The organism is Evansella sp. AB-rgal1 (assembly GCF_041820985.1).
Lineage (GTDB): Bacteria > Bacillota > Bacilli > Bacillales > Salisediminibacteriaceae > Evansella.
Genome location: NZ_JBGUAU010000005.1, coordinates 1 through 20958, shown reverse-complemented (window position 1 = coordinate 20958; position 20958 = coordinate 1). Strand labels below are relative to the sequence as shown.

Here is a 20958-nt window from a genome sequence, read left to right as displayed (position 1 = left end):
AAGTGGAGTTTTTCCGACTATGCAAAGGGAATTCCACCTTTTTAACTAGATTTGAGACAATAAGCGGAATTTCTCCTTTTATTCAGACTTTTTTCCGTGCTATTTATTAAATAAGGGAAAATTCTCCGTTTATTTATTCCATTGAGCATTTCTCCTCGTTTCTTTCACTACATTGCTTGAAAGACTCTATATACTTTCATTTACTTTCATATAAATATCCAAGTACCTTCCTTTCACATTAGAATTCGCATGGCAAATCAAAGGATATATTTATTTCCACCTATGTGACTATGGCTGTGAATTACTTTGTGATTTCACATCTTGATATAACAAGGAAAAGTTACATGTGATTTTTTATGTGAAATAGCATAAACTCCATCAATGTTCCAAGCAGGATAGAGCGAGAACTAGTTCTTTGTGTGATGTAAAGTCTAGTTGTTGCGTTAGCGTATGACACCTTCTGGACCTATAAGCTCAACATTAGTAAAACGTACAGCCTTTGGAACATATATTAAGCTTGGTTTCTCGATACCACTTTTAGGAGGTTTCTTTGGTTGTAGAAGTCTAATTGAACATACATGAGTTCCTTTATGTTGTAATTGGAAGAGTTATAGTACTTCTAGTGAGAGTATGGGAGAAGTGTGTAAGTGGATTAGAACCCCACTCCTTTAGGTGTGAGAGTATCAGGATACTACTACCAGGTTTTTGGATTGTTGAAGTAATGTAATACCAATGCTGGAAACATATGATACGTTACGTTAAAGTGTTTTTTTTCTCTATTTGGGTATTTTAAAGAAGAATCAAATAATTATAATGGAGATGAATTCACTTATGGCATCAAGACGGCACATATTATTTAACCTAATCATAATAATCGTTCCGTGGTTATCTTTGCTATATTTAGGTAAGCACAATATCAAACGATATTATTTAGCAAGTTTTATTATAGGGATATTTGAAATAATAAATCATCTTTATGGCCATCAGCGAAAATGGTGGACGTTTTACGATAAACCAAAATCTTTTATAAGGGATGAACTTCCTTTTGATATTGGACCTTACATGCCTATTTCCATGTGGATACTGAAGTACTCATATGGGAATTTTAAGAAATTTGTCTTCATTAATGCGCTTTTTAATGGAGTTTTTGCATTTCTTTTTATGCCACTTTTGAAAAAAATTAAGATTGTGCGTTTACGTCGAATAAACTATTTTCAATTCTTTCTTTACATTCACTACAAAGCTTATTTTTTGTATGGAGTACAGTATTTGTTTGAAAAGGGTCGGTTTTCTGGTAGTAAATTTTAAAACATAATTAACTACCGTTCAGGAATCCAAATAACCAATCCGATTGAAAATATGGATAGGTTGAGAGTAAAAAGAAAGGAGAAGGGAGAGGTCAAAAGAGCATCTGCACGATACATGTACTCCATTTCTCCTTTTTTAGGAAATAAACTTTTATACCATTTAGCTTATTTTCATAAAATGTTGTGATTATTTGAATTCGACTCTGTTAGCTCTTTGCATAATTCCCATACTTTTTCTCTAACAACTTTCTTTTGTGCATAGGCTGGATACTTATTTGTGCCTGTTACTTGTTTTATTTCTTCTAAAAAACCTTGTGATTCTGCTAAGGCGGGTGTCATCACATCTAATTTATCGTTGAATAGTTTGCCAGTTTTATCTTTAAATCTATCTGAAGTGCATAGTTCATAATAGTTATTTGCCATATAGCTAGGTTGTCGGAAAAATAAGTTTTGAATGGAAGCAACCATTCTATATCCAAGTGTCACTTTCTGTAATGTTTCCTTTGACATTTTTGCACCGTTAATCTGCAGGGCATTTACTTTGATTCCTTCGCTCTCATATTCCTCTGCCATTTTAAAAGTAAGCATCACCAATGCCATTTTGGATTGACAGTACATCTTATACACAGTAAATTTTTCACTACTTTTATACTCCCCAGTTAGGTTATCAAAATCAATTTCTCTTTTAGGGTCAAAAAAGTGCTTAATAATGTTGCTGCCCGCATGTAGGATTCTTGCATCATCTGACTTTTTAAGATGATCCAATAGCAAATTTGTTAGTAAATATGGACCGACTACATTTGTCGCAAACGTCAATTCGATCCCGTCTGTACTAAGAGTATGCTTAGCTCCATGATTAAAATAAGCTGCATTATGGATTAGGATGTCTAATTTTTCATACTTACTCATGAATTCATCGGCAAATTGATACATTGATTCGAAAGAGGATACGTCTAATTTCATCAGGTCAACTTGTGTATTGTTTGTAGAAGTAACTATCTCTTCTTGCGTTTTTCGGCTAACCTCGATATTGCGACAAGCCATAATAACTGTATGACCTTCTTTAGCAAATTGCTTGGCAGCAGCCTTTCCAATCCCCGAATTTGCACCTGTAATAACAACAATACGATTGTTCATTTGCTCCCCACTCCTAATTGTAAAAATAATTATCCTAATTCCCCATTTTTACGTAAATGTGCAGCCGAAATAACATCTTCAGCCATACTGTCTAGAAGCTCGGCCACCTTATTATCGTTATACTCTTTCGGAAGCAATCCATTGGCAACCATTATGGAAAGGCCTCCTTGAAAAATTCTCATTTTTAATAAAATATCCATCAGCTCCCCATCCGTAAATCCTTGAAGGTCAGGACTCTCTTTCATAAGTGAAACAAGGTCATTTCCTATCTCTTGGTTATAGTCCTTAATATACTCATTTTGTTTCATCATCAAGTCGATAAACAGGACACTATATTCCCTTGCGAACCGAAGACTAGCAATCCCTATATCACGAAATGTGTCTCCACTATTTTGTTCTAGAACCATTTGTTGATTTACTTCCATCGTTTTTTTTACCACATCCCGTATAAGTTCTTCGACATCATGGAAGTTTACGTAAATCGGAGCAATGGAACTTCCTAATTTGTCAGCAACTTTTCTTATGGTTATTTTACTTAACCCTTCTGTTTTTGCTATTTCAAATGCTGCATCGATGATTTGTTCTTTGGAAAACTTCTTTTTCGGTGGCATACTAATCCCCTTTTCACATATGTATCGTGAGCATATTTCATTACATATCACCTGTTACATATCGTGCGTTATATAACTAATGATATATAATAAGTGCTATTCTAGTCAAGACTAATTTTTGTATAACAAGGAAAATGAAACTCTAAAATTGAAAAGTGCCTTCGGTAACGTAAAGTTCTAACACACTGGGGGTTAAAAGCAGGTCATTAGCTGAATAAAATTAGTGAAAATCAGGTCATTATTATTACTCTTTATGATAATATGAATGTAATCTTTTAGAAGAGGTGAGTTCAGTTGAGAAGAGTAGAGAAGAGGAAAAAATTAGATTTAGAAAGAATTGTTTTTATTGGGAGAACTTATAAAGAATATATAGATATGTTCTCTCTATCCGAGGATGAACTACAAGGAAAGAAAATACTCGATTGTCCAGCAGGAGCATGTTCATTTACTGCTGTTGCTAACAAATTAGGTTTAGATGTGACAGCTTGCGACATTGCGTATTATCATTCAGGTGAAGACCTAAAAAATAAAGGTCTCCAGGATATTGAACATGCGATGGAGCATATGCAAAAAGTCCAAAACAATTACAAATGGGATTATTTTTATGATGTAGAAGGTCTTAGGAAACATCGTTTAAGTGCCTTGCAAGATTCTGCAAACGATATGAGGGAATTCAGAGAAAGATACATTCCCGTTACTTTACCATCGTTACCATTTAAGAATTCAGAATTTGATATTCTTCTCTCTGCACATTTTTTATTTATGTATGCAGATAGGTTAGATTATCAATTTCACATGAAGACGCTAAATGAGTTATTGAGGGTTACGAAAGAGGAAGTCCGTATTTTCCCTTTGGTTGATTTAGAGGGAAAAAGATATGTGCACTTAGATAAAGTAATAAGTTACCTGACTGACAATGGCTGTAGAGTTGAAGAAGTAAAAGTACAATATGAATTTCAAAAAAATGCTAACTCGATGTTAAAGATAAAAAAAGGTTAGTAAAAGAATGACATAACGTGGGGGCGTTGCCCTTTTTAATAAGGTAATGTTGATGCTGAAATATTGAAAAAGTGCCCCCCCAGTACGTTTAAACTTTAGCGTACTCGGGGAGGTACTTCATTTTGGTGTCAGTCGGAAGTTCCCGGGACAGTGGACCTGTCCCTGTGTCCTTATTGACTTACATATTTTAGGAGTCGTTTTTCAGTGGTCTGGACCTGTCCCTGTGTCCTTCTTAGGATATGGTATGTCCAATCCCTATGTTAAATACTGCATAAGATAACTAGTATAGATCCTATTTTTTCATAAGGAAGATTGTCTGATATCAATTTAACGTATAGAAAAAGGGAGATGTAAACAATTAAGTCTAATCTTTAAGTAAGGAGGGTGTGGATGAATGAGTATTTTATCGACTGGACCAATTGAAAACAATCCCGTAGGTGGGACAAGGCCCAGCACACAGGTAACTGTAAAAATTAATAATCAAAATCAAGTTACTTCTTCTACAGTCTTGATTCAGGGATTTGCATTAAATGGTTCAAGAATGATGTATGTAAGTGAGCTTTTATCTCTTGCACCAAACCAGGTTATTACTAAAACTTATTTTGCCAACCTCAATGCCTTTGAGTTTATATTTACAACAAATGGTGCCACCGAAGATGATACTGAAATATCTGTTTGGGGAAAAAATTCGTCTGGACAGTTAGTGACCGCTCATCGGCTTGTATCGGATGAACTTTTGGGATCAGGAGTGACTGGACCACAGGGACCACAAGGACCTCAGGGAGAGCAAGGCCCCCAAGGAGAGCAAGGACCTCAGGGAGAGCAAGGACCTCAGGGAGAGCAAGGCCCTCAGGGAGAGCAAGGCCCCCAAGGAGAGCAAGGACCACAAGGGGAACAAGGACCTCAAGGAGAACAAGGGCCCCAAGGAGAACAAGGGCCCCAAGGAGAGCAAGGGCCCCAAGGAGAGCAAGGGCCCCAAGGGGGACAAGGGCCTCAGGGGGAACAAGGACCTCAGGGAGAGCAAGGCCCCCAAGGAGAACATGGACCCCAAGGAGAACAAGGGCCACAAGGGGAACAAGGACCTCAGGGTGTACAAGGCCCACAAGGGGAACAAGGACCGCAGGGAGAACAAGGGCCCCAAGGAGAACAAGGGCCTCAAGGAGACCAAGGACCACAAGGAGACCAAGGACCCCAAGGGGAACAAGGGCCACAGGGAGAACAAGGTGATCAAGGACCTCAAGGACCAACAGGGATTACTGACATTGGTTTTGGTCAAATCTCTTCATTAACAACTGTTGGGTTAAATGTAGGATCGGGGATATTTCCAATAAGTACGACTCCTGTAACAACAACAGGAACGGAAGTGGTTTTAATTAATGCTACTTATCCGTTGAGATTTACATTTAGATCATATACCGAGTATCTCATTTCTTTTAGAATGCGACTATTGAGAAACGGAACTGAAATTGCTTTTCAAGGATTTCAAGAACAATCTACTGAACCTGCTACATCTACTGTTCTATCGAAGCCTTTTAATATTTCGTATGTTGATACCCCTCCAGCCGGTAACCATGTATATACCTATAATATTTTAATACTGTCTTTAACAACTGATGCAACAATAAGACAATACAATATATCATTAAGAACCATTAACGCTACGGTTATTTCACTTTAAATCTAATTACTATTCGGACCCTAAGAAGTTCCTGCCCCCAAGTACGTTAAATCTTTACTGCATTGGGGTTCAGGAGCTTTTTTATGTAATCGGTAATATAAATATTAATAATAAGGCATTGACGATAAATAATCCTATTCTCTCTTCCATGCTATACTCGAAAATGGACAAGTACCAAAGAGCAGGCATACCATTTAGTGTGAATATAGCAAATGAAGAAATTGAAACCATTTTATCTTCTACTGATTTGATACGATTAAATTAGCAACTTGCTTGATAATGCCTATGATGCAACACTCGAAATGCCTGATACAGAACGAAAAATCGAATTAAAAATTGTGAGAGTTAATGAAACAGTGAAATTAATTGTAAGAAACACTTCTATTTTGAAAGAGTTCACGGAAAAGCATTTTAAAATCGGATATTCTTCTAAATCGAATTTAGATAGGGGATACGGCTTAGCGATCATCCAAGAAGTTACAGATAAATATCATGGTTTATTGAAAGTGGATACGAACGATAATGTAGTAAGTGTTGAAATCTCGTTTCCGAAAGTGGTAGAAAAAGGATCCATCATGTAGAGAAAGTGTAGCTAATGCATATGCCAAAACACAAAAAATATTATCCTACGAATATCATCTATGTTTTACAACAAGAAAGGGGTTATTATGGAGTGGTTTAGTTTCTTTTTATTATCATTTCCAGAAGCATTTTTAATGCTCGCAGTTTCTTTTGCTCTTTTTGGTATTTCGATTAAGGAGAACGTAAAATCTATGGTTATTTTTTCATTATTATATGGGGGAGTAGCTTTTACTTTAAGTATTTTTATGATGAATTCAGTCAAACCTATCATAAACTTAACTGTGTTTGTGTTATTAGTAGTAATGATTTTCCGTTTTAAAATACTACATGGTTTTATTATTGGAATCATTGGTTTTATTTTGTTAGTATTTTTCGAAATCATGTTACTTCTTCCGCTAAAACAAATTATTCCATTTGAACAAATTGCAGCGAATCCGTGGTTACGAGTTTTAGCTGGCATCATGACTATCCATATTCCATTGTTAGTCACTCTACTAGTTTTACAAAGGTTTAAGCTAGTAATAAAGATTCCTTTATTAAAATAAACAGAAATTTAATTATAAAAAAGGTGCCTAAATTAATTTTTATTACTAATTTGGTACCTTTTTTATAGTTATAAATACTTTGATGATATTTAAATAAACCTTCAAAAATTTGTCGTTTTATTAGAAGAACTGTCGAACGGGTTAACAGGCAATAATACTAGTATATAATGGTCTCTATGTTGTACAATTTTCTTTCTTAATTTAGGAGTATGTTTATGAAAAAAAGTGCTTTAATTATAGAGTTGGAATTCAAAATTGATACTTTACGAATTCAAATGATGAAGTTAGCTCAATCAAAAGGATTTAATCATCCTGATACTATTAAATGTAGCCAAGAACTTGATGTTTTTCTAAATAAATACCAAGGATTGAAGTCAAAATAAAAACCTTACCATATTCTAATCTGTTGTTCTAATCCCCTTCGAATTGTTGAAAAAATGGAACTGCTAACAATGTAACAAACATAAAAATTATGGACAGAATGCCAAAAACAAGAGAGGCAATAGCCTTTTCATTCGTTTTATTTTAATTAAAAGAATAACTACTACTAACACCATTTATAGTATTCAACTGCTCTACCTCATTTCTGATTTGGTCTACCAGATTATTAGTGAGTAGATATTCTAAAACTGATTTAACTTGAGTAAACTAGGGTACCCGGTTCACCGATACACGTTAAATATTATGTTACACTTCTGATGAAATCCGTTGGAGATTATTTATGATTACGTTCATTACCTCTTTTAAAGTTTCCTGTTATCTTCGCCATGATCAACTGTATTTCTGTTTCATTGCTAGCATCGTTTATTCTTCTTAAAAACTTGTCTGCTTCTTTTCCTTTTAAAATTTTAACATGCTTTCCCTCATAATCCAGAAAAACGGTATTATCTTTATTGACTCGATAACGAAAAGGAGTTTCGTTCAAACGATTTCTTTTATCGATGTTGCCCATGATATCCTCCTATTGCTTCTTTTTCCTATATACTAAGCTAGCAGTAATCTTAGTAAAGGTATTGCGATCAAAACTAATACTGCGAAAAGTTGAATTACGATTCCAACTGAACTACAAATGAAACCTGATGTTGCTAGGTTTCTTCCAACTTCTCTTGTTTTTTCTATTTCTTTAATAGATTTTCTTGATGTTATCAATCCAAAAACCCCGAAAACGATTCCAATAAGTGGTAATAGTATTGATAGAAGCCCCATAATAAGAGAAAGTACAGAATTACTATTTGTTTTTACGGTAATATCCATGAAAGTTCCTCCAAAAAAATATTATATAGACGATTATAAGAACTGTCCTTCAAGTTAGAACAGCAAACGGTAAACTGTTTCACTAATTTATAACCAGTTAATAATCTTCACTAGAGGAAAAAGCTAGAATGTTTTGTGACGTAGCCACTTTTTGTAGTCTCTAACTTCCGTAGATACACAATAAGCAAGTACGACCAAAAGTATAGAACTGTAGCTTAGTGTAATATTAGTCAGTTGTATAATACTAAAAGTGATTAACATGAAGATAGAAAGGAGAAGTAAATTACTTAATAAAATTTCTCCCCATTTAACCCAAAGATATTGTGATAACATGTAGATTCCACCTATCGTAATTGTTATGTTTTTATTTACTATTACGTTTTGGAAGTAGGCTAGGTTTCATTTTTCATGTAGTTTGTGGAACGAGAATTTTACTATGAAGCATCAATCCTAAAAAGCAGATAGTTAATTCACACATAATACTAACGAACATCTCTTGTGTTGTCAGAAACACATGACGCATATTAACTGAGTGACGAATTGGAATGGAAGATGTCTAACTAAAAACACACTTATTAGTTAAACATATATATGCGAACAGTTTGATAAAAAGTGTTTATGCATGGTATAAGTAAGTGTAAAAGAAGCAGGATCATTTTATTTTTTGGCTATGTTAAAGGGCAATCTTGATTATTGTACAATGTTGAATTTTACGGAAGGTGCGAGACTCCTAGGGGATAAGCGGGCCAAGCGAGACCCCACAGGGAGGTAACGACCGAGGAGGCTTGCGGTTCCGCCCCAAGGAACGCGAGCACCTGGAGTAAAAATCAACATCAACGTCTAACAGAGCCTATTTTTTAAAAGATACTGGTTAAGCCTAGTATCCCATTATGAGAGGATTTGAATTTCAACATGAGTAGGAAAGATAATTTTTGGCGTGATTTACCACGACCATTTTTTATACTGGCTCCAATGGAAGAAGTGACGGATGTTGTTTTTCGCCATGTAGTGAGTGAAGCTGCCAGACCTGATGTGTTTTTTACAGAGTTTGCAAACAGTGAGAGTTATTGTCATCCAGAAGGAAACAAAAGTGTACAGGGGCGGTTGACTTTTACAGAGGATGAACAACCAATCGTTGCCCATATATGGGGAGATAAACCTGATAATTTTCGTCAAATGAGTATTGGTATGGCGGAACTTGGGTTTAAGGGTGTGGATATCAATATGGGCTGTCCTGTACCTAATGTTGCAAGGCAGGGGAAGGGAAGTGGCCTTATTCGTCGTCCAGAAATTGCAGCAGAATTAATACAAGCAGCAAAAGCAGGGGGATTGCCTGTAAGTGTAAAAACAAGGCTTGGTTTTACGGAAGTAGACGAATGGCGTGACTGGCTATCACACATCTTGAAACAAGATATTACGAATCTTTCCATTCATCTGCGGACGAGAGAGGAAATGAGTAAAGTAGATGCTCATTGGGAGTTGATTCCGGAGATTAAGAAACTTCGTGACGAGATCGCTCCAGATACTCTCTTAACGATCAATGGCGATATTCTTGATCGTGAAACTGGCTTGAAGCTTGCCAACCAATATGAAGTTGATGGGGTTATGATAGGTCGTGGTATTTTCCAAAATCCATTCGCTTTTGAAAAAGAGCCGAGAGAACATAGTAGTAAGGAATTGCTTGATCTTTTACGATTGCATGTGGATCTCCATGATAAATATTCAGGATTAGAATTACGTCCATTTAAGGCGCTTCATCGTTTTTTTAAGATATATGTGAAAGGTTTTCGAGGGGCGAGTGAATTAAGAAATCAATTAATGAACACAGAGTCTACAGATGATGTGCGTGAATTACTCACTGATTTTGAGTCGAAGAATTGAATCAAAAAAAGTGCCTGACTCCTATAGTGGGAAAGTTGGAACGCATGGGGGCAGGCACTTACTATATCATGTAAAAATTGAATTTTTTATTAATTCACTTCTATTATTTGATAGAGGAGGTTCCTCAAGCCATCCATTTTCAATCATCAAGTTCACACATTTTCCTCCTAATTTTAAATCATCTGCAATTGCTACTCCGAATTTAAGAGCTAAGTCTTTTCTTGGAGAGGATGCCCACCCACTACCATAATAGGACATAGCTGTTGAGAATAAGAAAGCAACATGAAATGTCATCAGCTTATCAGAAAAAGGAGAAGCCGTTGAATTTGAAATTTCCGCCTCTAACGTAGGAGCACTGGGAAGATTTTCATTATCAAAGACTTCTTTAAAAATATGGATATGTTTATCTTTCGTTTCTATCGCTTTATGAAAAACATCTTTCACTTTATTCGAAGGGGAGACTTGGCAAAAAGCTACCGTAACCGCTTTAGCAAGTATACTCTTTTTCATATTGAAATAAATATTTGTAATTTCTATACAAGATAACGGTCTCTTATCGCTAAACCATCCTGCCGATAGAAAACTTTTATCTTTTACAAAATCGGTTGATTCCGCTGGACTAAGCACAGGTGGCCGATAATATAATCCCTTTTCTTGTAAAAGTAGTTTGGTTCGTTTACATAATTCAACGGAAGAATTTAGACAAGACGTAAAATATTCAAGGACGTCCTTTCTAGAGCTAGTGGTGATGGCGCTGCTATACCCTTGACAGCCATGGATGCTCATAATGTTTAAGTAGTGTAAACAAAATACATCAGAAAAAAGACGAGGTTTATTAGAGGTAACATCTCGATCTGTAAAACCGCTTGGTAGAGGATAACCTTCAGTCTCAAAAAAATTCTTTATTTCTTCTAAGTGTTTAGAGATAAGAGACATGGAAAATTCAAATTCTTTCATAATATCTTTGTCTTCTATGTGTTCCATCATATGTTTATTAAAACAAATGGCGGCTGTATCATTTTGATATTGTGTCCAAAGTGTTGCAACCTCCGCAGAAGTAAGTTTAGGGTTATGTTCTTCAACCAAAATAAAACACCTCAATTATATTTTTATTTTATTGTGTCTTTATTGGAGGATAATATTCTTTTACCCAAAAATATTGTGATAACATGTATATCTCGCCTTTTTTATGTATTTTTTACAATACAATCTACTAGTAAGTAGCCTTGTAATCTATGTAATTCTTTTTACGTTTAGGGGGTAGTTTAGGTTTCTAATTATAAAAATTTAGATGAAACCTTTTAACGTTATTTTCTATATTTGCTAAGTTGTCGTTAGTGCCACATGAGAATGAGTTTCTGTTCCTCTTTATTTTTATTATTATTTATTGGATACTTGTTGTACAATCATATCAAAAAATATACTCTATTTTTCATTTACAATATGGTCTAAAATATGGTGTTCCATATGTGTTATATAATCTTGAATTAGCCACTCTAGTGTTTTGATTTGATTCCTTCCAATGTCACATAGGTTTTGTAGCTTATCATCAGGGATATTTTTAATGATAGTAACAATATGACTATTTAATGTTGAGTGCCTAGTACGAAAAAAAATTTAACTCATACTAGGCACTTTGTCTTGAATCATTCTTATAATAAAGCCATTGTTACTTCTTCTTTTTGTTTTCCTCCCAATGCTGGATACGTTCTTCATGACTAACCTCTTTATGTACTTGATGCAGCATCCATACATAACCAAAGGGGTCCATGAATATGGCGTTCGACACTCCGTGACTTGGGATTTCGGTCACTGGTTGTATTTCTGTGCACTCTAAAGTCATCGCCTTTGCATAAGTTTCCTCAATGTTTGGTACAGTTACATTCACCCAACTCGTTTTAGGAGTATCCGGAGTTGGCGCGATCAAATGGAAATCGGGATTTTCATCTAACAGATGAAAGTGTACATCGTATAGCGTGAAAATTGCCTCATTTTCTCCACGAGGTAAGTTTGAAACCTCCACACGCTGAATATCAAATATACCTTCGTATAATTTCAATGCTTTTAAGCTATCTCTAACAACCATGTCTAGTTCTACTCCGACCATGATGACAACACTCCTTTTTCAAGTTAATATTTATAAGCGGACCAACTTAGTTGTTTGTAACCCTAATAAAAACCTTTAATCATAACCACCTGAAGCTTCTGGCAACCTATTGTACTCATTTTTCTTACTAATGATTTCCGTGTGTATAAATTCCGTGAATTTCTTTAGTTTCCTATCTGCGCGCTTCCCACAATACGATGTAATCCATTCTCTTTCATATGTTTCGCCATCTAAGGTAAGAGTTAGTTCGTTTTCCTGATGGGGATCTGAACATGTAGATTCACTTGATTTTTCCGCTGAGGCTAAAATGTCAGCTTTTCGCATTTCCTTGTAGATGGCTTCCTTTTCATTATCAGTTAGTACCAATTCTATCGTTATGTCTTCATCTTCAATCATATTTTTTGTGTAGGTATTCTCATAAGTGTTTACAATGTCTCGTGCCTCATACCCATATTTTAAAACAAAGTTAAAGTCTTCTGGCATTTTTTTAGGGAGATTACTACATGCTCCCAACAGAAAGATACAAGCAACAATGGTTAATAATGATTTCAAATCTTCCCCCCCTAATAGAGCAGTGTTATTTTCTAAAAAAATCCATTGTGAGTAATCATTATCCTTTTAGCATAATATGGATAGGGAAACTCTATCTTCGTAATACGGTTGTAGTCTAGTTATTCTTAAAGGATAACCCTTCTTCTTCTAATAACGTTCTCATAATAGGTAAGGAAGCTTTTCCAATACCATGAATCTTTAATATTTCTTTTTCAGTGAACGTTGATAGTTCATTTAAAGTGTCAATCCCTTCGTGAAGCAATGCATTCCTTGCAGGTGAACTGAGTTTTGAGAGGAAGCCACTCTGAGGCTTATTCTCTTTCTCACAGGTAGGACAACTTGGACACTCACTACTCTTGTTAAACCTATGTCCCTTTTCACAAACCCTTACAGTGTTTTCAGCAGTCAAAATAATCCCTCCAAAATGTCTTTGTCCATTATTCTTCAATCGGTAACTTTTTCGTTACACCATATAATCCGTCTTTTTGAAAATCCCAATAGCGTCCAACGATACCAAGATTCATACTGTTGTTATAGTAACCTAATTCATACACTACTTCTTCCCTACTAATAAAAACAAGTTTATAGTCCGGGTTTGCAAAATCCATATTTGCTGTGGAGAGAGAATCAGCATTAGATAAATTCAATTACTAATTCTTGAATAAAGTCTGTGTCTGTTATTTGATAGATGGTTTCTTCCGTTTCCCAATCTAGGACATCAATTTGCGTTACTTCTTTTTCCAAAGTGAAGTCACTAATTTTTTCAATAGGTCCATCATTAACAGCCTTGCAGCCTGCAAGGAAAAGGATAGACAAGAACAATAAAATGTAAGTCTTCATCATTATGTTTCGCCACCTTTCAGATATAAGACGTTCCATTTTATTAAATAGTTTCCATTTCTTCTAAGAAATCTGTATCCATGTAAGCAAGCTTACGTACACTTTTTTAATAAGTTCCCACGTGATGATGGGGCTATGACAAAAGGGAGTGAACGGTATACGGTTTTCTTGGACCAAATGTGCTGGTAAACTACTACAGTGCGGGTGCTGGCAACCTTGATGTAATCAGATGAGGGAAAGCAAAATGCTGTATATCGCATATCGAACGGGTTTACTTCAGAGATGCAAACAAGTCATTCATAAGTAAAAACACATGTGATTTCACAGCAGGAATCACATGTGTTTTTTGTACTTTAAGTTTAATTTCGCTCAAGGATTAAAGTATAAGATATACTAAGGCTTTCGCCATTGAGACTTTTCGATAAGCCAAGTTTATCTAATTGTTATATCAGTATCTTATTGTTAAACATACAGGAAATCACACAGTATTTGACACGCCTATTCACGTAGGTGGAAATAAATATTTCCTTCTTGTGATTTGCCATGTGAATTCTAATGTGAAAGAAAATAAATGAAAGGAATATACAGAGCGATGTACTTAAGAAAACTGGGAGGTTAGTAGAATACCCTAATAAAAAACTGAAAATTCGAAACCTTTTTGCCCTTTTATCCGTAAGTATTATTGAACAAAGTTTAAATGAAAAAATTCTCGAGGAGGGTAATGATGAAAAAGATAGCATTTTTATATGTTCTTATGGTTTTACTTATTATTGGTTGTAGTGGTATTGACGATGTTAACGATTCTCCCTTAGCACTTATAAGTGATGAGTTTGACTATCCTTCGTTTAATGCACCGCAAGAGTGGGATGTTATTACTGTTACCGAAGAGTTAGAAATGAAAAAACATGACTTATATAATCCTGAAAACAACGAATTTTATGATATTCCTCTTAGTTATATTATCGAATTTGGAAAGAAGACAGAAGAAAATGAGTACAATCAAGAGGAATATTTAGAAATATTAAATGCGCAGAATGAAGAGCAAGGTAAGTGGGGGAAGACCATTTTATATGCCCACTCTTCTAAAGAGGATTATGGAAGTTTAGGAATAGGAAGAGAACCATACCCGCGCCTTGATAGTCGAGCGCTTGAAGATGAAGATTTCTTAACTGAAGAAATATCAATTGAAGGCGTTGATGTGGTTTATAGCCAACTGGGTAATAACCATTTGTTCCTTTGGGAAAGAGATAAATTGTATTATGACCTCTATATTCTAGAAACTAGTCAAAAACTAGAGGAGATTTTAGACATTGTTGGTGGATTTATTGAAAAATAGTAAAATGACCTTGTTGCAATACGGGAAGCTTAAATGTAATAGGATTATAGGAAAATCTGTTGAAAGTGGTAGTTTTAAAGGGCTAAGACGAATAACCTACGGTAGAAGTAGGCAGGTAATGTTAAATTATATTATTTACTATGCAGTTCATGAAAATGATGGCTATATTGATGTCATTAACACTTTACCTTCAAGAACAAATTTGGCGTTATGACTGATAGATAGTCTACTGGAATATTTGAATTTTGGATATTTGTGAACCATTACACTTAAAGTAACGGGCGTTAGTTACACAATCAAATATGAACAGATTGGCACAATGAATTGATGATTCTTCGTGCCAATTTAATATGCGAAAGATAGTGTGATTTTAGTTGTGAAAGGTGTGTGATTTAGGGGATGAATTTACCTGTGTTTTTCTGGTTTGCACCTCTCAAGTAAACCCGTTAATCGCATATCGCATGTGTTTTTTGTGCTATATCACTGCTTAATCGTTAAATAGACATGTAATAACAGAGGAATTCTCACACCTATTAACTTAGAGAAAACTACCTATTTTCTTCAAAGATTTTGACGCGATTTCCTCTGTGGATGTAACTGCTTAATGATAAGGTTTTGGATATTTATGTTAAAATGAATGGAAGGAGTATACAGACTTTTTTCATTCATGTACTTAACTAAGGGATGGTTCGTGCAATAAGGAATGCATTTTTTATTAAACTAATGAAGAGTTTAACAAGGGAGGGTCTTTGGTTGAATGATATATTAGATATGTTTGTAAGGTGGCTCTTTATTTTTATCGGTTCCATTGTTGTAATCGGTATACCTGCATATTAAATTTATACTTTTAGTCAATTTGTAAATAATTCAAAATATAAAAATAACACACTAGTAAACAAAGTAGAAGAATTAGAGATGAGAGTAAAAGAATTAGAAAAGAAAAACAAATAGCTTGTTCCAATATGAGGTGGAATAGTAGAAGAATCTGTCGCTACTGTTGTGGTGTTAACGGGATGATTGCTGGAAAAGATAATCGACTTTATTTATTGAACTAACGAACGAAGCAATAATGCAAGAAGTAAATAATTTAAAACGGGTGGTATTTATGGAGTGGAAAGAACTTAAAGATAGTATGATATTGAAAATTTCTTAAACACATTTGGTGGATTTCATGATAGTTGCTTAAAGGAATTATATGTCTACTGAAAGCTATGTAGATAAAAATTTATCAATGGGTATGTCAACAGACCTTGATACTAATGTACGAATCCTTTTCCAAAGACAGTGGGATAATCCTTCTGCAATTGAACTTCTTTTTGAAGGGGTAACTCAATTTCATATCGTCCTAGTCCTAAAAACTATGACCGAAGCATTTTAGATGCAAAACTTATCTTGCACGAAGGTCTTTTTTATTGGGCTGATTACTATGAATGGGAACCAAATAATGTTACTTCTGATACTAACAGCTGGATTTCTGCAAGAGACTTAAGTTGCGTGATGTTAGTTCGTGGATGGGTAAAAGAAGCAGATACGGTTTAATTCACCCAGATTAAAAAGTAATTATCAACAAAAACGTTAGTAAAATTACGAGTTGCAATGATGCCGCTCTCTTTCATACCTAATAAATGGAAAAAATAGAAGAAATACTTCTTCTATTAACCCCCTATATATATGTATGAAAATTATTCTGGTGCTACTATTTCTACCTTTATTCTATCTGGGTCTTCAAAAAAAACGGCATAATAGTTTTCTTCCCCAGCGAAAGGGTGTTTATCTGAGTAAAGAATATGTACTTCTCTATCTTCCAATTTTTTTGTCATTTCGTCCACATGTTGGCGTAATGATGCATGGAAGGCTAAGTGATTAAGCCCTACTCGACATCTATGATAGGAAGGGTCTAGATATTTATCTTCTGCCTGTACGAAAACGAGGTAAGTATCACCTAGTTTCCAACTATGACCGCTTTCCCATTTCTGAAAAGAGGTATATCCTAACTCTTCCAGTAACCATCCCCAGAATTCTTCTGTCTGCTTTAAATTTGAAACATATAACATCATATTTAGAACAAAGTGAAAACTTATGCACAAGAGAATGAATTTCCAAATACCTAGTTTCCTAGTTTCTCCCATTTGAACTAGTTGTTTGTCTCGATTAAAGATAACTCCCAACTCCTTTAATATAGACAAAGAGTAACTGATGCATGTATCCCAATTCTTCAGCTGCTATTCCATTTCTTCAAGCTCATTTTTTCAAATCTTATCTATTTATTACATCACAGTATTTTCCACTCCCTTTTTATAAAAAAAGGGAGAACAGACAGAAAGGAGTAAAGTATTGTTGAAGGAATTGGGAATTATATTTTTAAAAAAATACACATAAATGTCAAAAGAACGACACGATAATCGGAATGATCATTTTATACTGAGAGTAAGTGATAACAACGAGGAGAATTCAACTTGATGTAGTACGTAAAGGGGTAAATTAGAGAAGGAATCTACTTAGGTGGGAGATGGAGTGTATGATCAAGGACTCGCTTTTCTATGAGGTTGTAGAAAAAATGGTGAAGAACAAACATGTTTATGGTGCCGTTCTCTGTGTGGAAAAAGGAGACGGCTCCCTTTCGTTTGTAAGTGGGGGAGGCAATATCAAAGCGGGGGATCGGTATTTTATTGCCAGTGTTACAAAGCTTTATATTACTGCTGTTATGTTGATGCTACGGGAACAGAAACGTTTGAATTTTGAGGATAACATTTATCGCTATTTTCCAGAAAAATTGATACATGGCATCCATATCTTAGATGGTGTCGACTATACGAAAGAAATTACCATTGCACATTTGTTAAGTAATACTTCAGGTATTCCGGACTATTTTTATTATCATAAAAAGAACGGGGAAGCTGCAACGGATTTGCTCCAAGGCAATGATGAGCCATGGCCATTAGAGAAAGCGATAGAAAGTGCTAAGGGGATAAAACCGAAGTTTAAGCCAGGTCAGAAGGGTAAAGTTCACTATTCCGATACAAACTATCAATTACTAGGTGCAATTATTGAAAAGATAACGGGTAAGTGGATTGGGGATGTGTTTAAGGATTACATTTTTGATCCCTTGAATCTAAAGGATACTTATGTCTATCAAGACATCAATGATACGAAACCAGTGCCCATTTTTTTTAAAACAAATGAAGTTCATGCTCCAAACTATATGGCTTCTGTGTCTGCTGAAGGTGGAATCATTTCCACTGCTCAAGAAGTGATGGTCTTTTTGAAAGCGTTTTTTACTGGGTTCTTTTTCCCGGTGGAAGTCCTCGAAGAACTAAAGGTAAATTGGAATATGATCTATTTTCCTGGTCAATTTTTCTATGGTTTGGGATTAGAGAAGTTATGGACACCAAGATTTTTATCTCCATTTAAACCGATTGGAGAGGTACTAGGGTTTTGGGGGCAAACGGGAGCTTTTGCTTTTTACAATCCTGATACGGACTTATATTTCACTGGAACGGTCAATCAAGCGAGTGGCTTTGGACATAGTGCGGCTTACCACGCGATTATGAAAATCATTAAGTCGGCATGATTGATGTTGCTAGTAATAGCTAACAGACAATAGAAAAAATGGGAAAGCTACTTCTCCTAATTATGTACCTCCTACAACAGTTCTAAGGCACCATCCCCTAGTACAGTAATACTGTGGGGAGGTGCATATATTTTTTTATATCATCCCTTTTTTATTTCATTTCTTGATGCAATAGTTGAAGAAGCGCCGACTCTGTTACGTTATCTTCACCCTTTCGTGCTACAAAAAGGCTATACCATAAGATAATCAAAAATAATACTGAAAAGAATTATCCCCACACCGATGATAAAATGAACCTTTTTTTCATTCATTCCCGTTTTCTCGAAAATAGTAATAATGATACCGATTAAACCAAAGAAAATAGCACTGCTAATGAAATAAGAGGTATTTACAAGAAATAAGTTTGGAAACTTCTGAACAAGTCCCGATACTACGCCCATAACCCCCATTATTAGAGGAATTCTTAATTTCCAATACATTCCATTTATCCACCTTTCTTTATTGTATTCAGTTTCCTACAAAAATCCGTATTCCTTATTTTTTCTTCCTCCCAATAGGCACTTAGAAAATGATACTAATTCTAACCTCTCGTTTATTTTAACATTGTTTTCCAATTAAAGGTTCAAAAAAAGAGTTGTATAATACAATCCATAATTTTACTAACGCACAAAAATATTTGTGTAAATTGGATACGTCTCCCCATATTAATTACAATGTGAAAGGTTGTGATTTGGATATATATGTTAATATAGTAGAAAGGGATAAATGGAATAAACAGAAATACAAGAAGTGAAAAACGAACGTAACGTTGTGAAACATTTTTATGAAATATACGGGAGAGTGTTAGCACTATCAGCTGTCGTTGCTGTTGTGTCTCTAATGGAGGACCATTGCGAAAGAAACTGTTAAGAAAAAGGTTACTGCAATAAGCAGGTATCCTATTTTAAAGGAGTGTTTTCGTGAAAAAAAGTCTAATAATTGTTATCAGTGCTATTATTTTATTGGTTGGTACTTATACTTTTATAAAGTTTAATCCGCCTTTATCAGCTTATTCAAGTGGTTATGCCATGGATAGGAAGGTTCTATTGGTCGAAATAGGTAACAAAAGCCCAATAGGCAATTTGAAAATTGAAGAAATCTTAGTAAATAATAATGATTCTCCTTTACAATTGAAAGTTCAAGTGAGTCATCATATGCAAGGATTTGTTATTTCAGACAATTTTGATAGAGAAGTAGAAAGTGAATATACCTTCGAAGATTTAGAAACAACAGTAATTCAACCCAATACAGACCCGCAAAAGCAAATCAACAAAGTGAAAGATGGAACGGCAACAGAAGAGGATATCATTTATGCACTATCATTCATACATGAAGAGAGTATTAATCAAGTTACAATTAAATACCGTCACCTGGGCATCTCGCACAAAAAGACATTATTTATGAATTAAGAGCGTGTAGACACACTAATGAGTGAGGTAACGTTTAAGTGATTTACTATGAGAATATTTTTATCAAAAGCTAAACTAGGAGGGTAGGATGGGATATATTGAGGATTTACGTGAAATAGTTGGAACAAAACCTTTAATTCTAACTGGAGTCGCTGTTGCAGTCATAAATGAACAAGGTCAAATTTTATTGCAGAAGCGTCGTGAAGGTATATGGAGTGTTCCAGGTGGTTTTATGGAGTTAGGAGAATCTACTGAAGAAGCTGGCCGAAGAGAGGTGTTTGAAGAAACTGGGATTAAGGTTGGAAAACTAGAATTAATGGAAGTCATTTCTGGTAAAGAATATTTTGTGAAATTACACAATGGAGATGAATTTTACGCTATCACTATTGCATATGTAACAACTGAAATTATAGGTGGCTCCCTAAAAGCAGATGGTATCGAATCTGTGGAGGTAGGATTTTTTGATTTAGATAACTTACCAGATTGTCTATCACCTCATGTGAAAGATTTTATTAACAAAAATATTCACAAATGAAAATAACTAAGTGAATTACAACCTTTTTTGTTCGCAGATAAATTCTATTAAGTTTACGGGAAAGGTTTACTATATTAACAATTAAAATAAAAGTAATACATACATACAGAGAGGTGAAATATTTGAACTTACATTATCATGAAAAAGGAGATAAAGATGCTCCCTTAATTGTATTTTTACACGGCGGTGGAGTGAGTAGTTGGATGTGGGATAAACAAATTCAGTACTTTAAAGATTATCATTGCATTGCAGTAGATTTGCCTGAACAAGGGAGAAGTAATAAATCGAAGCACTTTTCAATTGAATATAGTGCAGTAAGTGTAGTCGAGTTAATAGAAAACATAGGAAAAGGAAAGGTAGTGATCGTTGTTGGATTCTCTTTAGGTGCACAAGTTACCATAAAAATGTTGTGTATGAAACCGAATTTGATAGATTATGCAATCATAAATAGTGCGTTAGTTAGACCAAATCGAATTGCTGAAAAAATGATTAAACCTACTATTAAATTAACATTTCCATTGATTAAAAATAAATCATTTTCAAAACTACAAGCAAAAACACTTTATATAGATAAT

Annotated in this window: 26 protein-coding genes; 13 read left to right on the top strand and 13 right to left on the bottom strand. The window is 34.8% G+C overall.

The genetic code is table 11. The features are described 5' to 3' along the window. Positions 1 to 831 precede the first annotated feature (831 nt). Complete coding sequence (locus ACERII_RS05215; protein WP_373640578.1) at positions 832 to 1308, top strand: hypothetical protein; 477 nt, start codon at positions 832 to 834, stop codon at positions 1306 to 1308. A gap of 170 nt (positions 1309 to 1478) precedes the next feature. On the opposite strand, the gene ACERII_RS05210 is transcribed toward ACERII_RS05215, so the two are convergent. After that, positions 1479 to 2444 carry an SDR family NAD(P)-dependent oxidoreductase gene (locus ACERII_RS05210; RefSeq protein WP_373640577.1) on the bottom strand — a complete coding sequence of 322 codons (966 nt, stop codon included), beginning with the start codon at positions 2442 to 2444 and terminating at the stop codon, positions 1479 to 1481. A gap of 29 nt (positions 2445 to 2473) precedes the next feature. After that, positions 2474 to 3055 (bottom strand): TetR/AcrR family transcriptional regulator, encoded by a 582-nt coding sequence (locus ACERII_RS05205; protein WP_373640575.1) that lies wholly within the window; start codon positions 3053 to 3055, stop codon positions 2474 to 2476. A gap of 294 nt (positions 3056 to 3349) precedes the next feature. On the opposite strand from ACERII_RS05205, the gene ACERII_RS05200 reads away from it, so the two are divergent. The 5 genes from ACERII_RS05200 (at position 3350) to ACERII_RS05180 (ending at position 7242) form a co-directional block, all read left to right on the top strand. Beyond that, on the top strand, positions 3350 to 4054 hold the full coding sequence (locus ACERII_RS05200; protein WP_373640574.1) for an SAM-dependent methyltransferase: 705 nt from the start codon (positions 3350 to 3352) through the stop codon (positions 4052 to 4054). A 394-nt stretch (positions 4055 to 4448) separates the two neighbouring features. Continuing rightward, on the top strand, positions 4449 to 5732 hold the full coding sequence (locus tag ACERII_RS05195; RefSeq protein ID WP_373640572.1) for a hypothetical protein: 1284 nt from the start codon (positions 4449 to 4451) through the stop codon (positions 5730 to 5732). A gap of 269 nt (positions 5733 to 6001) precedes the next feature. Beyond that, positions 6002 to 6313, top strand: coding sequence for a GHKL domain-containing protein (locus ACERII_RS05190; RefSeq protein ID WP_373640571.1), 312 nt, complete (start codon positions 6002 to 6004; stop codon positions 6311 to 6313). Positions 6314 to 6400: 87 nt separating this feature from the next. Then, on the top strand, positions 6401 to 6859 hold the full coding sequence (locus tag ACERII_RS05185) for a hypothetical protein (RefSeq protein ID WP_373640570.1): 459 nt from the start codon (positions 6401 to 6403) through the stop codon (positions 6857 to 6859). Positions 6860 to 7074: 215 nt separating this feature from the next. After that, on the top strand, positions 7075 to 7242 hold the full coding sequence (locus tag ACERII_RS05180; protein ID WP_373640568.1) for an aspartyl-phosphate phosphatase Spo0E family protein: 168 nt from the start codon (positions 7075 to 7077) through the stop codon (positions 7240 to 7242). 332 nt (positions 7243 to 7574) lie between these two features. On the opposite strand, the gene ACERII_RS05175 is transcribed toward ACERII_RS05180, so the two are convergent. The 3 genes from ACERII_RS05175 to ACERII_RS05165 form a co-directional block, all read right to left on the bottom strand. Continuing rightward, positions 7575 to 7811: a hypothetical protein gene (locus tag ACERII_RS05175; protein ID WP_373640567.1), complete on the bottom strand. Its 237-nt coding sequence runs from the start codon at positions 7809 to 7811 to the stop codon at positions 7575 to 7577. Positions 7812 to 7843: 32 nt separating this feature from the next. Continuing rightward, positions 7844 to 8113, bottom strand: a complete 270-nt coding sequence (locus tag ACERII_RS05170) for a DUF4190 domain-containing protein (protein WP_373640565.1) — start codon at positions 8111 to 8113, stop codon at positions 7844 to 7846. Between the two features lie 123 nt (positions 8114 to 8236). Further along, a complete protein-coding gene (locus ACERII_RS05165; RefSeq protein ID WP_373640564.1) occupies positions 8237 to 8446 on the bottom strand; it encodes a hypothetical protein in 210 nt (69 codons plus the stop codon). 579 nt (positions 8447 to 9025) lie between these two features. On the opposite strand from ACERII_RS05165, the gene ACERII_RS05160 reads away from it, so the two are divergent. Next, positions 9026 to 9994 carry a tRNA dihydrouridine synthase gene (locus tag ACERII_RS05160; RefSeq protein WP_373640562.1) on the top strand — a complete coding sequence of 323 codons (969 nt, stop codon included), beginning with the start codon at positions 9026 to 9028 and terminating at the stop codon, positions 9992 to 9994. Between the two features lie 66 nt (positions 9995 to 10060). On the opposite strand, the gene ACERII_RS05155 is transcribed toward ACERII_RS05160, so the two are convergent. The 6 genes from ACERII_RS05155 to ACERII_RS05130 all read right to left on the bottom strand — a co-directional run bounded on the left by ACERII_RS05155 (position 10061) and on the right by ACERII_RS05130 (position 13496). Beyond that, the gene (locus tag ACERII_RS05155; protein ID WP_373640561.1) at positions 10061 to 11080 is read right to left on the bottom strand and encodes a DUF3231 family protein; all 1020 of its coding nucleotides are present in this window, start codon (positions 11078 to 11080) and stop codon (positions 10061 to 10063) included. Positions 11081 to 11663: 583 nt separating this feature from the next. Further along, a complete protein-coding gene (locus tag ACERII_RS05150; protein ID WP_373640559.1) occupies positions 11664 to 12101 on the bottom strand; it encodes a VOC family protein in 438 nt (145 codons plus the stop codon). A 75-nt stretch (positions 12102 to 12176) separates the two neighbouring features. Next, on the bottom strand, positions 12177 to 12653 hold the full coding sequence (locus tag ACERII_RS05145) for a hypothetical protein (RefSeq protein WP_373640558.1): 477 nt from the start codon (positions 12651 to 12653) through the stop codon (positions 12177 to 12179). 115 nt (positions 12654 to 12768) lie between these two features. Then, complete coding sequence (locus ACERII_RS05140) at positions 12769 to 13062, bottom strand: RNA polymerase alpha subunit C-terminal domain-containing protein (protein WP_373640557.1); 294 nt, start codon at positions 13060 to 13062, stop codon at positions 12769 to 12771. 28 nt (positions 13063 to 13090) lie between these two features. Beyond that, positions 13091 to 13300 (bottom strand): hypothetical protein, encoded by a 210-nt coding sequence (locus ACERII_RS05135; RefSeq protein ID WP_373640555.1) that lies wholly within the window; start codon positions 13298 to 13300, stop codon positions 13091 to 13093. Next, positions 13287 to 13496 (bottom strand): hypothetical protein, encoded by a 210-nt coding sequence (locus ACERII_RS05130; RefSeq protein ID WP_373640553.1) that lies wholly within the window; start codon positions 13494 to 13496, stop codon positions 13287 to 13289. The genes ACERII_RS05135 and ACERII_RS05130 overlap by 14 nt, the downstream gene beginning before the upstream one ends. A 721-nt stretch (positions 13497 to 14217) precedes the next feature. Between ACERII_RS05130 and ACERII_RS05125 the strand changes: the two genes are divergently transcribed. Both ACERII_RS05125 and ACERII_RS05120 read left to right on the top strand, forming a co-directional pair. Further along, entirely contained in the window at positions 14218 to 14829 is a 612-nt protein-coding gene (locus ACERII_RS05125) for a hypothetical protein (protein ID WP_373640551.1), read from the top strand. A 1392-nt stretch (positions 14830 to 16221) separates the two neighbouring features. Next, entirely contained in the window at positions 16222 to 16368 is a 147-nt protein-coding gene (locus ACERII_RS05120) for a hypothetical protein (RefSeq protein ID WP_373640550.1), read from the top strand. Between the two features lie 143 nt (positions 16369 to 16511). Here ACERII_RS05120 and ACERII_RS05115 read toward each other — a convergent pair whose 3' ends face one another. Beyond that, entirely contained in the window at positions 16512 to 16886 is a 375-nt protein-coding gene (locus ACERII_RS05115) for a VOC family protein (protein ID WP_373640822.1), read from the bottom strand. 461 nt (positions 16887 to 17347) lie between these two features. Here ACERII_RS05115 and ACERII_RS05110 point away from each other — a divergent pair, with 461 nt between their 5' ends. Continuing rightward, the gene (locus ACERII_RS05110) at positions 17348 to 18400 is read left to right on the top strand and encodes a serine hydrolase domain-containing protein (RefSeq protein ID WP_373640548.1); all 1053 of its coding nucleotides are present in this window, start codon (positions 17348 to 17350) and stop codon (positions 18398 to 18400) included. A gap of 230 nt (positions 18401 to 18630) precedes the next feature. On the opposite strand, the gene ACERII_RS05105 is transcribed toward ACERII_RS05110, so the two are convergent. Then, a complete protein-coding gene (locus ACERII_RS05105; RefSeq protein ID WP_373640546.1) occupies positions 18631 to 18879 on the bottom strand; it encodes a hypothetical protein in 249 nt (82 codons plus the stop codon). Between the two features lie 480 nt (positions 18880 to 19359). On the opposite strand from ACERII_RS05105, the gene ACERII_RS05100 reads away from it, so the two are divergent. The 3 genes from ACERII_RS05100 to ACERII_RS05090 all read left to right on the top strand — a co-directional run. Next, positions 19360 to 19848: a hypothetical protein gene (locus tag ACERII_RS05100; RefSeq protein WP_373640545.1), complete on the top strand. Its 489-nt coding sequence runs from the start codon at positions 19360 to 19362 to the stop codon at positions 19846 to 19848. Positions 19849 to 19936: 88 nt separating this feature from the next. Further along, entirely contained in the window at positions 19937 to 20383 is a 447-nt protein-coding gene (locus ACERII_RS05095; RefSeq protein ID WP_373640544.1) for an NUDIX hydrolase, read from the top strand. 122 nt (positions 20384 to 20505) lie between these two features. Further along, positions 20506 to 20958: alpha/beta fold hydrolase (locus ACERII_RS05090; RefSeq protein ID WP_373640542.1), on the top strand; the 453-nt coding region annotated here is incomplete at its 3' end.

Bases quoted from the DNA above. Each gene is read 5' to 3' on its own strand.
- ACERII_RS05215 (WP_373640578.1), top strand. From the start codon at position 832: ATGGCATCAAGACGGCACATATTATTTAACCTAATCATAATAATCGTT.
- ACERII_RS05210 (WP_373640577.1), bottom strand. From the start codon at position 2,444: ATGAACAATCGTATTGTTGTTATTACAGGTGCAAATTCGGGGATTGGA.
- ACERII_RS05205 (WP_373640575.1), bottom strand. From the start codon at position 3,055: ATGCCACCGAAAAAGAAGTTTTCCAAAGAACAAATCATCGATGCAGCA.
- ACERII_RS05195 (WP_373640572.1), top strand. From the start codon at position 4,449: ATGAGTATTTTATCGACTGGACCAATTGAAAACAATCCCGTAGGTGGG.
- ACERII_RS05185 (WP_373640570.1), top strand. From the start codon at position 6,401: ATGGAGTGGTTTAGTTTCTTTTTATTATCATTTCCAGAAGCATTTTTA.
- ACERII_RS05180 (WP_373640568.1), top strand. From the start codon at position 7,075: ATGAAAAAAAGTGCTTTAATTATAGAGTTGGAATTCAAAATTGATACT.
- ACERII_RS05175 (WP_373640567.1), bottom strand. From the start codon at position 7,811: ATGGGCAACATCGATAAAAGAAATCGTTTGAACGAAACTCCTTTTCGT.
- ACERII_RS05170 (WP_373640565.1), bottom strand. From the start codon at position 8,113: ATGGATATTACCGTAAAAACAAATAGTAATTCTGTACTTTCTCTTATT.
- ACERII_RS05165 (WP_373640564.1), bottom strand. From the start codon at position 8,446: ATGTTATCACAATATCTTTGGGTTAAATGGGGAGAAATTTTATTAAGT.
- ACERII_RS05160 (WP_373640562.1), top strand. From the start codon at position 9,026: ATGAGTAGGAAAGATAATTTTTGGCGTGATTTACCACGACCATTTTTT.
- ACERII_RS05150 (WP_373640559.1), bottom strand. From the start codon at position 12,101: ATGGTCGGAGTAGAACTAGACATGGTTGTTAGAGATAGCTTAAAAGCA.
- ACERII_RS05130 (WP_373640553.1), bottom strand. From the start codon at position 13,496: ATGATGAAGACTTACATTTTATTGTTCTTGTCTATCCTTTTCCTTGCA.
- ACERII_RS05125 (WP_373640551.1), top strand. From the start codon at position 14,218: ATGAAAAAGATAGCATTTTTATATGTTCTTATGGTTTTACTTATTATT.
- ACERII_RS05115 (WP_373640822.1), bottom strand. From the start codon at position 16,886: ATGATGTTATATGTTTCAAATTTAAAGCAGACAGAAGAATTCTGGGGA.
- ACERII_RS05110 (WP_373640548.1), top strand. From the start codon at position 17,348: ATGATCAAGGACTCGCTTTTCTATGAGGTTGTAGAAAAAATGGTGAAG.
- ACERII_RS05105 (WP_373640546.1), bottom strand. From the start codon at position 18,879: ATGTATTGGAAATTAAGAATTCCTCTAATAATGGGGGTTATGGGCGTA.
- ACERII_RS05095 (WP_373640544.1), top strand. From the start codon at position 19,937: ATGGGATATATTGAGGATTTACGTGAAATAGTTGGAACAAAACCTTTA.